The organism is Pseudomonas sp. SJZ103 (assembly GCF_007828335.1).
Classification (GTDB): domain Bacteria; phylum Pseudomonadota; class Gammaproteobacteria; order Pseudomonadales; family Pseudomonadaceae; genus Aquipseudomonas.
This window is the reverse complement of the sequence record NZ_VIUN01000013.1, coordinates 18,791-31,853: the sequence shown is the minus strand read 5'-3', so window position 1 is coordinate 31,853 and position 13,063 is coordinate 18,791. Positions and strand designations below refer to the sequence as shown.

Below are 13,063 nucleotides of genomic sequence, written 5' to 3'. Positions count from 1 at the left end.
CGCACATGAAATACCTCTGCCTGATCTACAGCAACGAACAGGTGATGCACACCTCGCCGGACAGCCCCGCAGACCCGGAGTGTTTCGCCTACGCGCAGGCCATCCAGGACAGCGGCCGGATGCTCGCCGCTGAGCCGTTGGAGTCGGTAAGCAGCGCCACCACCGTGCGCATGCGCAACGGCAAGCTGTCGATCACCGACGGGCCGTTTGCCGAAACCAAGGAACAGCTCGCCGGGTTCTATCTGATCGAGGCGCGGGACTTGAATGAAGCGATCCAAGTGGCCGGTGGCATTCCGGCCGCCCGGGTCGGCAGTGTGGAAGTGCGCCCCGTGCGCGAATTGAATCTCTGAACTCAACAACCATAAGCATAAGATTCAGGAGGTTTACCCATGCCTACGCAACCTGCCGAATTTGAACTGTCCATCAGCCGTGTGATCGATGCACCGCGCAGCCGTGTATTCCGCGCCTGGACCGAACCCGCCTTGCTGCAGCAATGGTGGGGGCCCCATGGCATGACCACCCCCGAGTGCGAAATGAATCTGCGGGTCGGTGGCCTGTTTCGCACCCTGATGCGTGCGCCGGATGGCAGTGAGTACCCGACCCAGGGCGTGTTCCTGGAGATCGTCGCCCCTCGGCGCCTGGTGTTTACCGACGCCTATACGCCGGGCTGGATCCCTTCGGGCAAACCGTTCATGACCGCTGAAGTGACCCTGCAGGAAGTCGAGGGCAACAAGACTCTCTACACCGCCCGCGCCATGCACTGGAGCGCTGAAGACAAACAGGCCCACGAGGCCATGGGCTTTCACGACGGATGGGGCCAGAGCCTCGAACGCCTGGTGACGTTGGTGACCCAGGGCATGCCTGATTGACGTCTGCAATCGAGGCCATTTACCGCAGCGAATCCCGGCGCGTCCTGGCTACGCTGATCCGCCTGCTCGGTGATTTCGACCTCGCCGAAGAGGCCTTGCACGAGGCCTTCTTCGTTGCGGTCGAACGCTGGCAGCAGGACGGTGTGCCGGACAACCCACGGGCCTGGCTGGTGTCGACCGGGCGCTTCAAGGCCATCGACCGCCTGCGCCGCCAAGCCCGTTTCGCGCCCTTGTTGCAGGCGCAGGCCGACGCACTGGAAGCCGCCGACTGGAGCGTTGAGGACGTGGAAGACGACCGCCTGCGCCTGATCTTCACCTGCTGCCACCCAGCGTTGGCGGCCGACGCCCAGGCGGCGCTAACCTTGCGTGAGATCTGCGACCTCACCACCGAAGAAATCGCCCGCGCCTTTCTGGCCACCCCGGCCACCATCGCCCAGCGCATCGTGCGCGCCAAGGGCAAGATTCGCGAGGCCAAAATCCCTTATCAAGTGCCGTCACTGGCCGAGCTGCCCGAGCGCCTCGACAGCGTGCTGCGCGTGATTTACCTGGTCTTCAACGAAGGCTATTCGGCGTCCATGGGCGCGGACCTCACGCGCGAGGAATTGACCCGCGAAGCCATTCGCCTCGGCCGCCTGCTCCTGGAATTACTGCCGGAGCCGGAAGTGATGGGCCTGCTGGCGCTGATGCTGTTGCACGAATCCCGCCGCGCGGCGCGCACCTCGGCCAGCGGCGAACTGGTGTTGTTGGATGAGCAGGACCGTTCGCGGTGGGATGTGTGCTTGATGGCTGAAGGTTGTGCGCTGGTGGAGCAGGCACTGACCCAACGTGGTTTTGGCCCGTATTGCCTGCAGGCGGCGATTGCAGCGGTGCATGCCGAGGCACCCAGCGCCGGGGAAACGGATTGGCCGCAGATTATCGGGCTCTACGATGTATTGCTCAGGGCCATGCCGTCGCCGGTGATCGAGTTGAACCGCGCCGTGGCGGTGGCCATGCGCGAAGGGCCGCTGGCGGGGTTGCAGTTGGTGGAAGGCATTCTGGCGCGCGGGGAATTGCTGGATTACCACCTGGCGCATTCGGCACGGGGCGAGTTTTGCCGGCAGTTGGGGCGGGTGGAAGAGGCCCGGACAGCCTACGAAAAAGCCCTGTCACTGACCCGGCAAATCCCGGAAAAGCATTTCCTTGAACACCGCCTGGCCGAACTCAATCTCCCCAAGCAATGAAGATCAAAAATGTGGGAGGGGGCTTGCCCCCGATAGCAGGGTGTCAGTCGCTGCATTGGGTGACTGACCCACCGTCATCGGGGGCAAGCCCCCTCTCACATTAATCTCAATTGTCTGAAAAAAATCACTCCAACATCTTCCCCAGCAACCAGCTCCCCGCCGGCCCCGGCGGATGGTGGCGTGACCACAGTGCATCCACGGCCACCGAACGCGGCCAACCGCGTGCCTTGAGTTCGACCAGTTGCCCGCCACCAAAGCGTTCCACCAGCCAGCGCGGAATCGGTGCCCAGCCGAAACCCAACTGGGCCATCTCCAACAGCATCAGGTAACTGGGGGCCGACCAGACGCGGCCGTTGGCACGGATTTCATTCGGGTTGATGATGCTTGCCAGGCGCAATTCGCGGTGCTGTTGCAGGGTATGCGCGGTGAGGGTATCAACGCCCGCCAACGGATGTCTGGGTGACACGAACAGGGCAATTTCGGTGCGCTCGTCCACGGGCGCGCGGGTCAGGTCTGGCGGATACTCTTCCTGCTGCTCAATAAACGCAATCTGCGCCCGACCACTTTGGACCAGGGCGATCAGGTCTTCGCATTCGGCGATCAGGCATTCCAGCTCAAGGTCCGGGTAGCGTTGTTCAAACGCGCTGAGGGCGACCTCGAAACGGTCGGACTGGTAGGTATCCGACATGGCGATACTCAGCTTCGGCTCCAACCCCTGGGCCAACTGGCTCGCCGCCAATTCCAGCCGACTACTGGCCTCCAGCACCTGCTCGGCCCGTTGCAGCAACACATGGCCCGCTGGCGTCAGTGTCGGCTTACGGCTGCTGCGATCAAACAGCACCACATCCAGGTCAATCTCCAGGCTCGCCACGGCTGCGCTGACGGTGGACTGGCTCTTGCCGAGCTTGCGCGCCGCCGCCGAAAACGAGCCTTGGGTGGCCGCCTGCACAAATGCCTGCAGCACTTCGTTAGAGGCCATGACTATCGCCTTGATCGATGGTTATTGGTTATGAAGTATCGAGTCAATGGCTAATGATGGCAACCATCGTCACTCACGGAGCCGGGTCATGAACCCCACCAAGTCGATTACTGAACGCGTTTGCCAGGCCATTGGTTTCGAAGCCCTGGCGTTGTTGATCTGCACCCCATTACTGGCGTGGATCATGGACAAGCCCGCCCTGGAGATGGGCATGGTCACCCTGGCGATCAGCCTGTTGGCGCTGACCTGGAACGTGATTTTCAATGGCCTGTTCGACCGCCTCAAGGCGCGCCTGCAACTGGCCAACAACGGCTGGACCCGAGTGCTGCATGCCTTGATGTTTGAAGGTGGATTGATTCTGGTGTGCGTGCCGCTGATTGCTGCCTGGCTGAACATCAGCCTGGTGCAGGCGTTTATCCTCGACATAGGCGTACTGCTGTTTTTCCTGCCGTACACCTATGTGTATCACTGGGGGTATGACGTGCTGCGCGACAAGCTCCTACAGAAACATGCCGCCCGACGCCTCGATACGCTGGCCGGTGATCCAGGCACTACCGTCGGCGAGCAGGCTGGCGATGGCTCCGCCAATATCATCCGGTAACCCCGCGCGGCCCAAAGCGGTATTGCTGGCGACCATGGCGTTGAGCTCGGCGTTATCGCGCACCGCACCGCCTCCGAAGTCGGTTTCAATCGCGCCGGGGGCCAGGATGTTAACGCTGATGCCACGGCCGCCCAGTTCTTTGGCCTGGTAGCGGGTCAACACGTCCATCGCGCCTTTCATCGCGGCGTAGGCGGCGTAGCCAGGCAGGCTGAAGCGCGTCAGGCCACTGGAGACATTGAGGATGCGGCCGCCGTCGCGGATCAACGGCAACAGCTGTTGGGTCAGGAAAAACGGGCCCTTGAATTGGATCGCCACCAACTGATCGAACTGCGCTTCGGTGGTCTCGGCAAAGCTGGCGTGAATGCCGATACCGGCGTTGTTGATCAGAAAATCGAAGTGGTCCTGTGCGAAAACTTCCTTGAGTACCCCAGCAACGTCGTCGACAAAATCACCGAACGTCGCGCTCTGTCCCACATCCAGTTTCAGCATGGCAGCACGGCCGCCCAGCTGTTCGATCTGTGCGACCAATGCCTGCGCTTCATCGGCCTTGCTGTGATAAGTGCCGATGATGTCGACGCCTTGTGCCGCGAGGTGCAGCGCGGCGTTTTTGCCCAGGCCGCGGCTGGCGCCGGTGATCAATGCGATCTTACGGGTCATGGTGTTTTCCTCGGTGAGTGACTGTGGGAAGAAGTGTATTTGTCCGCTCATAACGTGATAAATAGCGCTAAACCGGAATCACTGGCCGAATAAGGCGAACAATCCCATGAACAAACTGGAGCTGCTGCGCACCTTTGTGCGCGTCACTGAGCTGTCGAGTTTCACCGGCGCCGGCGAGAGCCTGGGCCTGCCGCGCTCCACCGTGTCGGAGCATGTGCAGGCACTGGAAGAACTGCTCGGCGCACGCCTGTTGCAGCGCACCACGCGCAAGGTGCAGGCCACCCAGGACGGCCGCGTGCTGTATGAGCGCAGCAAGGATTTGCTCGCGCACATGGAAGAACTCGAAGGGCTGTTTCGCCAGGACGAAGCGCAACTGGCCGGACGGATTCGGGTGGACATGCCTAACGTGATGGCGCGGGACTTGATCCTGCCGCGTTTGCCGCAATTCATGGACGCGCACCCGCTGATCGAGCTGGAGATCAGCACCACCGACCGCCAGGTCGACCTGCTCGCCGAGGGCTTCGATTGTGTGCTGCGCGTGGGGGCGCAGCCGGACCAGAGCGTGGTGGCGCGGCTGCTGTGCAGCATGCCGATGATCAATTGCGCGAGCGCCACCTACCTGCAACGCTACGGCGTGCCGCAGACCCTGGCCGACCTGGCCGATCACCACCTGGTGCATTACGTGCGGCCGTTGGGTTCACGCTCGGCGGGGTTTGAGTACGTGCAGGGCAACAAGGTGCTGCGCATCCCCATGGCCGGGCGGGTCACGGTCAACAGCACCGATGCTTACAAGTCTGCCTGCCTGGGCGGTTTCGGGATTATTCAGGCACCGGCCCTGGGCATGGGCGAAGAATTGGCGAGCGGGGAGCTGGTGGCGTTCCTGCCGGACTATCCGGCCCCGTCGCTGGATGTGTCCCTGCTCTACGCCGGACAACGGCATTTGCCGCTGCGGGTGCGGGTGTTCATGGACTGGTTGGCGGCCATCCTGCATTCGCAGCTTTAACGCCGCGCCGACAGCTGTTGCGGCGCCAGGAACGCGTCGTGGAAGTAATCGCGAAACGCCTGCATTGCCGGGGTAAAGGCGCGCTCGCGGTGCCAGGCCAGGCCGACGCTCATGGGCGTGACGGGGTCGGTGATGGTCAGGGTTTCGATGCGCTTGCCTTCCAGCGACCAGGGCCGGTGCACCAGGTCCGACAGGATCGCCACGCCGCTGCCATTGGCGACCATGCTGCGCACCGCCTCCACCGAACTGGTGCGCAGCCGCACCTTGGGCGCTTGCCCGGCCTGTTCCCAATAACGCATGGCGCTGTGTTCGGCCTCATCGACGGTGAGCAGGATGTACGGCTCCTGCGCCACATCCGCCAGGCTCACGGCGCCGCGTTCGCACAATGGGTGATGGCTGGGCAGCCATAAACGACGTTCCGAGTTGAACAGGATCTCCGAGACGATCGCCGGGTGGGTGAGGTTCGCGGTGAGGACCACGGCCATGTCGAACTGGCCGTCGAGCAGGCCCTGTTCGATGGCCTGGCGCTCCTGCTCGAATACCTCCAGCGTCACATCCGGGTGCCAGTGCTCCATGCGCTGCAAGTGGTGCGGCAGGAAGTAACCCAGCACCGTGTAGCTGGCCGCCAGGCGCAGCACGCCGCTGGCGCGGTAGTCGGGCAACGGGCTGTTCAGCGCGTCGTCGACACTGCGCACAATCACGTAGGCGCGGTTGAGAAAATGCCGCCCGGCATCGGTCAGGTTCATGCCCTGGGCCGAGCGCACAAATAGCTGCACGCCGAGCAGGGCTTCCAGCTCCTTGATCGCCGTGGTCACCGCAGACTGGGAGATGTTCAGGTGAATCGCCGCCTGGGAAATCTGGCCGATTTCGGCGGTGGCGACGAAGTAGCGGATTTGGCGCAAGGTCAGGGACATGGCTTTATCTGATTTTCAGAAGATAGGCCATCTGATAATAGATCTTCCCAAGGGGTCAAGCCGCAGCCTACTTTCGAGCATTACCTTTTGGCGGAGCGTCCCCGATGCAGGCAGTGGATTTCAATTCAGACATGGGCGAAGGCTTCGGTCCCTGGACCATCGGCGACGGCGTCGACGCGGAGCTGATGGCCTATATCAGCTCGGCCAATATCGCCACCGGCTTCCATGCCGGCGACCCCGGCACCATGCGCCGCACCGTCGCGCGCGCCAAGCAACTGGGCGTGGCCATCGGCGCACACCCGGGCTTTCGCGACCTGGTGGGCTTCGGTCGTCGGCATATCAATGCGCCGGCCCAGGAGCTGGTCGACGACATGCTCTACCAACTGGGCGCCCTGCGCGAAATCGCCCGCGCCCAAGGCATGACGCTGCAACATATCAAGCCTCACGGCGCGCTCTACATGCACCTGGCCCGCGACGAAGAAGCCGCGCGCCTGCTGGTACAAAACCTGCAAATCATCGAGCCGACGCTGTTGCTGTACTGCATGCCCAACTCGGTGATCTGGCGCGTGGCCAAGGAACTCGGGCAACCGGTGGTGCGCGAATTCTATGCCGACCGTGAGTACGATCTGACCGGCTCCATTGTGTTTACCCGCAACGTACGTGCGCTGGATCCGGCCACGGTCGCGGCCCGTGTCCTACGGGCGTGTCAGACGGGGCTGGTGCGTACCGTAGAAGGCGAAGACCTGTTTATCGAATTCGATTCCATCTGCCTGCACAGCGACACCCCCGGCGCACTGGAGTTGGTGGAAGCCACCCGTGAGGCGTTGGACCAGGCCAGCATCACCGTCAAAACACCCTAATAAGATCGTACATTTACTTTTTTGCCTGCCTTTCTATAACGATTCCAAGAGGAACAGACATGGCTGAAACGTCCCCCATTCGCTACAGCTTCGGCGGTGATGAGCACCTGTTTGCCGAAGTCAGCGAGAGCATGTCCCTGCAGGCTTTTTTCAAGGGCATGGCCGTGACCCGTGCCGTGGAGCGCCTGGCGCTGGAAGGCGTGCTGGATGTGTGCCTGGCCAATGCCTCGTTCCAGATTCGCTTCGACCCCGACCGCATCGCCCCCCATGTGCTGCTCGACGCTGTGCAAAGCGCCGAAGCCCAGGCCGTGGCCGAACGCACCCTGCACACACGCATCATCGAAATCCCGGTGCTCTATAACGACCCCTGGACCCATGAAACCCTGATGCGGTTTCGCGACCGCCATCAAGACCCCAGCGCCACCGACCTGGAATACGCCGCACGCATCAATGGCCTGGCCGATGTCGAAGCGTTTATCGCCGCCCACAGCGGCGCGCCGTGGTTTGTCTCGATGGTCGGCTTTGTCGCGGGCTTGCCGTTCATGTTCCAGATGGTCGAGCGCGAGCGGCAGTTGCAGGTGCCCAAGTACCTGCGCCCGCGCACCGACACGCCGAAGCTGACCCTCGGCCATGGCGGTTGCTTCGGCTGCATCTACTCCGTGCGCGGCGCCGGCGGCTACCAGATGTTTGGCGTGACCCCCGCGCCGATCTACGACCCGGCCCAGCAGTTGGCCTACCTCAAGGCGCATATGGTGTTCTTCCGGCCGGGTGACATCGTGCAATTCAAACCTATCGACCGGGACGCCTACGACCTGGCCGTTGCCGAGGTGGAGGCAGGCCGTTTCGACCTGCGCATTCGCCCGGTGGAATTTTCCCTCGATGCGTTTCTCGCCGACCCCATCGGCTACCCGAAAACCCTGCAGGAGGCGCTGGCATGATCAAGGTCCTCAAACCCGGCCTCGCCACCTCTGTGCAGGACCTTGGCCGCGAAGGTTATTACCACCTGGGCATTCCGCCATCGGGTGCATTGGACCAATACGCCTTGAGTGCAGCCAACCATCTGGTGGGTAACCCGGTGGGTGCGGCCGGCCTGGAATGCACCTTGATCGGGCCGGAACTGGAGTTTCAACGAGATACCCTGGTCGCGCTCAGCGGTGCGTTGATGTCGCCGCGCCTGGACGGTGAAGTGGTGCATCAGGACACCGCCTTTGAGGTGCGTGCCGGGCAGGTGCTGCGTTTCGAATTTCCCAAGGCGGGCGCCCGCACTTACCTCGCCGTCGCCGGTGGCATTGACGTGCCGTTGGTGCTCGGCAGCCGTTCCACTTACACCCTCGGTGCACTCGGAGGTTTCCACGGCCGACGCTTGCAGGAGGGCGATGAATTGCCCATCGGCAACGCCAGCGGTCTCGGACGTGCGGGCAACAGTTTGCCGATGGCGTTGCGCCGCTCGGTGGGCGGTGATGTCACGTTGCGCGTGGTGCCGGGGCTGTATTACGAGCGCTTGACCGCAGGAGCCAAGAGCAGTTTTTTTGCGGAGCCGTGGACGGTCGGTTCCGAGGCGGACCGCATCGGCTATCGCTTCAAGGGCGGCAGTGCGCTGAGCTTTCAGCCGCGTGAGCAGCCGTTTGGCGCGGGGTCGGATCCGTCGAATATCGTCGACAGTTGCTACCCGATTGGCTCGATCCAGGTACCGGCCGGGCTGGAGCCGATTGTGCTGCACCGCGATGCGGTATCCGGCGGTGGTTACGCGATGATCGGCACGGTGATCAGTGCCGACCTGGACTTGATCGGGCAGATGCAGCCGAACCAGCGGGCGGGGTTTGTGGCGGTGACTCTGGAGGAGGCGCTGGAGGCGCGGCGGGTGTACAAGAAACGGCTCAAGGCCATGGCGGGACTCTTCAACAACTGACACGACACACATCCAAATGTGGGAGGGGGCAAGCTCCCTCCCACATTTTCAATCTGGGTTGTGTCAGAACAGTTTGGTGAACAGCCAGTACAGGCTACCGGATAGCAGAATCGCCGCCGGCAAGGTGAGCACCCACGCCATCAGCAAATTGCGGATCGTCCGCATCTGCAACCCACCCCCATTAGCCACCATGGTCCCCGCCACACCCGACGACAACACATGGGTGGTCGACACCGGCAGCCCGAACATATCCGCTGCACCAATGGTCAGCATCGCCACGGTCTCGGCCGAGGCGCCCTGGGCGTAAGTCAGATGGGTCCTGCCGATCTTCTCGCCCACGGTGACCACGATGCGCTTCCAACCGACCATGGTGCCAAGCCCCAGGGCAATGGCCACGACAATCTTCACCCACAGCGGAATAAAGCGCGTGGCATCGTCGATCTGTTGCTTGAACAGTTGCAGCTTGTCTTGGGTGTCAGCGTCGAAATTGCCGACCTTGCCTTTGTCCATCAGGCGAATGGTTTCGCTGCTCAGATACATATCGTTCCGCACGTTGCCCACGGCTTCGGCGGGAACTTTGGCCAGGGAACCGTAGCCTTTGACCTGGTCACCGATCTGGCCGGCGAGGGCGGCGAGGGCCGGAATCAACTCGGGCGTGGCTTCCTTGGTGCGCATGTAGGTCGAAAGAACCGGCCGAGGGTCTCCCGCCAACGCCAGCGGCGCCGTTTTCATCAGCGCCACCTGGGTCACTTCGGCGACTGCGGCAAATTGCAACGACTGCTCGGCCGGCATGGCACGGTTCAGCGCGTAGGCCATCGGCAGGGTGCCGACCAGGATCAGCATGATCAGGCCCATGCCTTTTTGCCCATCGTTGGAGCCATGGGCGAAGGACACGCCGGTGCAGGTGACGATCAGCATGCCGCGGATCCACCACGGCGGCGGAGTGTCGCCTTTAGGGGCTTTGTACAGCGCGCGGTTTTTCACAAAGGCGCGCAGGGCCAGCAACAGCAAGGCGGCGAAGGCGAAGCCGATCAGCGGCGAGAGCAGCAGTGCATAGCCGATCTTGATCGCCTGGCTCCAGTCCACACCGCTGGTGCCGTCACGGCCGTGCATCAAGGCATTGGCCACGCCGACGCCGATGATCGAACCGATCAGGGTGTGGGACGAAGAGGCCGGCAAACCCAGCCACCAGGTGCCGAGGTTCCATAGGATCGCGGCGATCAGCAAGGCGAAGATCATGGCGAAACCGGCCGATGAACCCACCTGCAAAATCAGCTCCACCGGCAGCAAGGCAATGATGCCGAACGCCACCGCGCCGCTGGACAGCAGCACACCGAGGAAGTTGAAAAAGCCCGACCACACCACCGCAAACTGCGGCGGCAGCGAGTTGGTGTAGATCACCGTCGCGACGGCGTTGGCGGTGTCGTGGAAGCCGTTGACGAACTCGAAACCCAGGGCGATCAACAGCGCCACACCCAGCAGCAGGAACGGTGTCCATGTGGTGAGCTGGGCGCCCATTTCGTGCATGTCGTGCATGAGGCTGTAGGCGGTAAACAACAGGCCCATGGCGAGCACGGCGAAGAAAACGATCACTGTCACCAGGCTGGGTTTCTTGTCCAGGCGCGGTTTTGAATCGACGGAGGATGAGTGCGTGGAAGCAGTCAGGGAAGGGGTGGCCATGCCGGGGCATCCGTGTGGAGAGGATGCCGTTCATGTTCGTTGCAGAATATTACAGCGATGCTGCCGCAAGTCATTGTTTAGGTCATTGGGTGTGCCACTGGTCTATAAATCGCTGGGGAGCCAAGGGTATCTACACAACGTTTCAGACCCAGGCACATCTCCCTGTGGCGAGCGGGCTTGTCCCGCGTTGGGCTGCGTAGCAGCCCCAGTCAAGAAGAACGCGGTGTATCAGACACTCTGTAGAGGCTGGTTTTGGGGCTGCTTCGCAGCCCAACGCGGGACAAGCCCGCTCGCCACAACAGCGCTGTCTGCCGGGCTATCGGGGGAAGCCCCTTCACATTTCAATTTGAAAACTTACGAAACGCCCAGCGCCCGGCAATCAATGTGAAGGTCGCCACCAGCGCCACCAAAATCCAGAACCCCTCCGGGTCCTGGGAAAGCGGCACACCGCCCACGTTCATGCCGAAAAAACCGGCGATGATGTTGATCGGCAACGCCAGTACCGTCACCACGGTCAGGGTGAACAGCGTGCGGCTGCTCTGCTCGTTGAGGTTGGCGGCGATCTCTTCCTGCAGCAGCTTGATCCGTTCGCCCAGCGCCGTCAGGTCGTTGATGATCAGCGCAAACTCCTCGGTGGATTTGCGCAATTCCTTTACGTCTTCCTTTTGCAGCCATTGCGGCGGGCGGTTGAGCAGGCGCAGCAGTGAACCCGGCTCCAGCGCGAGCAGGCGTTGCAGGCGCACCAGCACCCGGCGCGCCGCCCCCAGTTCCGCGCGGTTGGTGGACAGGCGCGAGGACAGCAACTGGTCCTCGATATGGTCGACGCTGATGCTGGTCTTGCGCACGATCTGCGTCAGCACTTCACCCTGGTCGCGCAGCAGGTGCACCAGCAGTTCCAGCGGTGAGCGAAAGTGTTCGCCGGCCTTCACCGACGAGCGCAACTTGTCCACCGAGTGCAAGGGTTGCAGGCGTGCGCTGATCAACAGCCGACTGCGGGCGCAGACCCACAGCGTGGAAATATCCGACGAGACCATGCTGCTGAAGTTGAACACCACGTCGTTGACCACCGCCAGCAAGGCTGAGTCGACGTGTTCGATACGCGTGGAGCGCGAGCCTTCGTGCAGGGCTTCGAAGAATTCTTCGGGCAAATCCAGGTTTGCCTGCATCCAACGCTCACAGGCCGCGTGGGCCAGGTTCAGGTGCAGCCACAGGAACTCTTCCGGATCGGCGGGTTGTTGCAAGGCCTGGAGCGCGGTGGCCGAATCAATCTGTTCACCCTTTTCACCGGGGCGAAAACGAAAACCGTAGAGCAAGCCAAACAGATCGGAATCCTGGTGGCTGTGGTCAATGCTGTGGTTCATGGAGGCTCGCAGAGAAAAGGCCTGTAGGACGTTTCACAGGTCGCGTGGCGAATCATTACAGGGGTATTTGACAGTTTTATGACGGCTTTGAATTTATTTCTGTTGAATGACATTTTATTGACCGCTCATCAGGAATCGCTCAAGAAGGCTTTAGCACGGCCGATTCAGGCCATAAGCGCCGCTGTGGACGGGTGGTGCCTCTGACGACAGGGAAGTCATGGTGTGCTAGCACCCTTTCCCCTGTTTTGAGGTTTTCCCCGATGAATGTTTTGCGAACCTCCCTGCGGGCACAGATCCTGTCGCTGCTCGGTGGCAGCCTGCTGGCGATGCTGTTGATCGCCCTGGCGTGTTTCAACTTTCTCTCCAACGGTGTGCAGAGTTACCGCAGTTTGCTCGAAGGGCCGTTGCTCACCTCCCAATTGATCGATGAAGCCAACCTGCAATTCAAGGTGCAGGTCCAGGAATGGAAAAACGTGCTGTTGCGCGGCAAACAGCCTCAGGACATGGAGAAATACTGGGGCCAGTTCCAGGACCGCCAACGTGATGTCCAAGGCATCCTCACGCGCCTGGTCAGCCAGACCCGCAGCGACGCAACCTTGAGCCAACGCATCGAAACCTTGCGTCAGGAACACCAGCAACTGGGTGTCGCTTACCAGCGCGGGCGTGATGCCTACGTGGCGGCGGGTGCAGATCCTACTGCGGGCGACACGGCCGTGAAGGGCGTGGACCGCGCCGCCAGCGAGCAGATGAGCGCTCTCGTCAGCGACCTGCGCGAACAAGGCGCGCAAAAGTCACTGGCCATCAGCGCCTATGCTGAGCGCACGGTGATGGTGGGCCTGGCAATCATGCTGCTGTCGGGTGCCTTGATCGGCCTGTTCAGCCTGTGGCTGATCAACCGCAACCTGATTTTGCCGATCCGTGGCCTGATCGACTATGTCACCCAACTGAGCCATGGTCGTTTTGCCGAGCGCGTCACCAGCAAGCGCCAGGATGAACTGGGCCAATTGGCG

General features: G+C 62.0%; 13 protein-coding genes and 1 pseudogene. 9 read left to right on the top strand and 5 right to left on the bottom strand.

Annotated features, from left to right (window positions below; genetic code table 11):
- Positions 1-5: 5 nt before the first annotated feature.
- From FBY10_RS23780 to FBY10_RS23770, 3 genes are read left to right on the top strand one after another with little or no spacing between them, the layout of a single operon-like run.
- Positions 6-350, top strand: coding sequence for a YciI family protein (locus FBY10_RS23780; protein ID WP_145337907.1), 345 nt, complete (start codon positions 6-8; stop codon positions 348-350).
- A 39-nt stretch (positions 351-389) separates the two neighbouring features.
- The gene (locus tag FBY10_RS23775) at positions 390-869 is read left to right on the top strand and encodes an SRPBCC family protein (protein ID WP_145337908.1); all 480 of its coding nucleotides are present in this window, start codon (positions 390-392) and stop codon (positions 867-869) included.
- Positions 866-2,089 carry an RNA polymerase sigma factor gene (locus FBY10_RS23770; RefSeq protein ID WP_145337910.1) on the top strand — a complete coding sequence of 408 codons (1,224 nt, stop codon included), beginning with the start codon at positions 866-868 and terminating at the stop codon, positions 2,087-2,089. The genes FBY10_RS23775 and FBY10_RS23770 overlap by 4 nt, the downstream gene beginning before the upstream one ends.
- A gap of 124 nt (positions 2,090-2,213) precedes the next feature.
- On the opposite strand, the gene FBY10_RS23765 is transcribed toward FBY10_RS23770, so the two are convergent.
- The gene (locus FBY10_RS23765; protein ID WP_145337912.1) at positions 2,214-3,068 is read right to left on the bottom strand and encodes a LysR family transcriptional regulator; all 855 of its coding nucleotides are present in this window, start codon (positions 3,066-3,068) and stop codon (positions 2,214-2,216) included.
- Positions 3,069-3,156: 88 nt separating this feature from the next.
- On the opposite strand from FBY10_RS23765, the gene FBY10_RS23760 reads away from it, so the two are divergent.
- Positions 3,157-3,669: a multidrug/biocide efflux PACE transporter gene (locus FBY10_RS23760; protein ID WP_131697828.1), complete on the top strand. Its 513-nt coding sequence runs from the start codon at positions 3,157-3,159 to the stop codon at positions 3,667-3,669.
- Here the strand turns inward: FBY10_RS23760 and FBY10_RS23755 are convergent.
- Positions 3,568-4,326 (bottom strand): SDR family NAD(P)-dependent oxidoreductase, encoded by a 759-nt coding sequence (locus FBY10_RS23755; protein ID WP_131697827.1) that lies wholly within the window; start codon positions 4,324-4,326, stop codon positions 3,568-3,570. The two genes, FBY10_RS23760 and FBY10_RS23755, sit on opposite strands and share 102 nt — an antisense overlap.
- Before the next feature lie 106 nt (positions 4,327-4,432).
- Here FBY10_RS23755 and FBY10_RS23750 point away from each other — a divergent pair, with 106 nt between their 5' ends.
- Entirely contained in the window at positions 4,433-5,329 is an 897-nt protein-coding gene (locus FBY10_RS23750) for a LysR family transcriptional regulator (RefSeq protein WP_131697826.1), read from the top strand.
- On the opposite strand, the gene FBY10_RS23745 is transcribed toward FBY10_RS23750, so the two are convergent.
- The gene (locus tag FBY10_RS23745; RefSeq protein ID WP_145337913.1) at positions 5,326-6,243 is read right to left on the bottom strand and encodes a LysR family transcriptional regulator; all 918 of its coding nucleotides are present in this window, start codon (positions 6,241-6,243) and stop codon (positions 5,326-5,328) included. The genes FBY10_RS23750 and FBY10_RS23745 overlap by 4 nt on opposite strands.
- Positions 6,244-6,347: 104 nt before the next feature.
- On the opposite strand from FBY10_RS23745, the gene FBY10_RS23740 reads away from it, so the two are divergent.
- From FBY10_RS23740 to FBY10_RS23730, 3 genes are read left to right on the top strand one after another with little or no spacing between them, the layout of a single operon-like run.
- Complete coding sequence (locus FBY10_RS23740) at positions 6,348-7,103, top strand: 5-oxoprolinase subunit PxpA (protein WP_145337915.1); 756 nt, start codon at positions 6,348-6,350, stop codon at positions 7,101-7,103.
- Between the two features lie 59 nt (positions 7,104-7,162).
- Positions 7,163-8,041, top strand: coding sequence for an allophanate hydrolase subunit 1 (locus FBY10_RS23735; protein ID WP_131697825.1), 879 nt, complete (start codon positions 7,163-7,165; stop codon positions 8,039-8,041).
- Positions 8,038-9,012 carry a biotin-dependent carboxyltransferase family protein gene (locus tag FBY10_RS23730; protein ID WP_145337917.1) on the top strand — a complete coding sequence of 325 codons (975 nt, stop codon included), beginning with the start codon at positions 8,038-8,040 and terminating at the stop codon, positions 9,010-9,012. Before FBY10_RS23735 ends, FBY10_RS23730 begins: the two co-directional genes overlap by 4 nt.
- 63 nt (positions 9,013-9,075) lie before the next feature.
- Here the strand turns inward: FBY10_RS23730 and FBY10_RS23725 are convergent, their stop codons facing one another.
- Both FBY10_RS23725 and FBY10_RS23720 read right to left on the bottom strand, forming a co-directional pair.
- Positions 9,076-10,692, bottom strand: a complete 1,617-nt coding sequence (locus tag FBY10_RS23725; protein WP_145337919.1) for an inorganic phosphate transporter — start codon at positions 10,690-10,692, stop codon at positions 9,076-9,078.
- Between the two features lie 341 nt (positions 10,693-11,033).
- A complete protein-coding gene (locus tag FBY10_RS23720; protein ID WP_131697822.1) occupies positions 11,034-12,053 on the bottom strand; it encodes a transporter in 1,020 nt (339 codons plus the stop codon).
- Between the two features lie 260 nt (positions 12,054-12,313).
- Between FBY10_RS23720 and FBY10_RS32285 the strand changes: the two are divergent.
- A pseudogene (locus tag FBY10_RS32285) lies at positions 12,314-13,057 on the top strand (methyl-accepting chemotaxis protein); the annotation flags it as partial.
- Between the last annotated feature and the right edge of the window lie 6 nt (positions 13,058-13,063).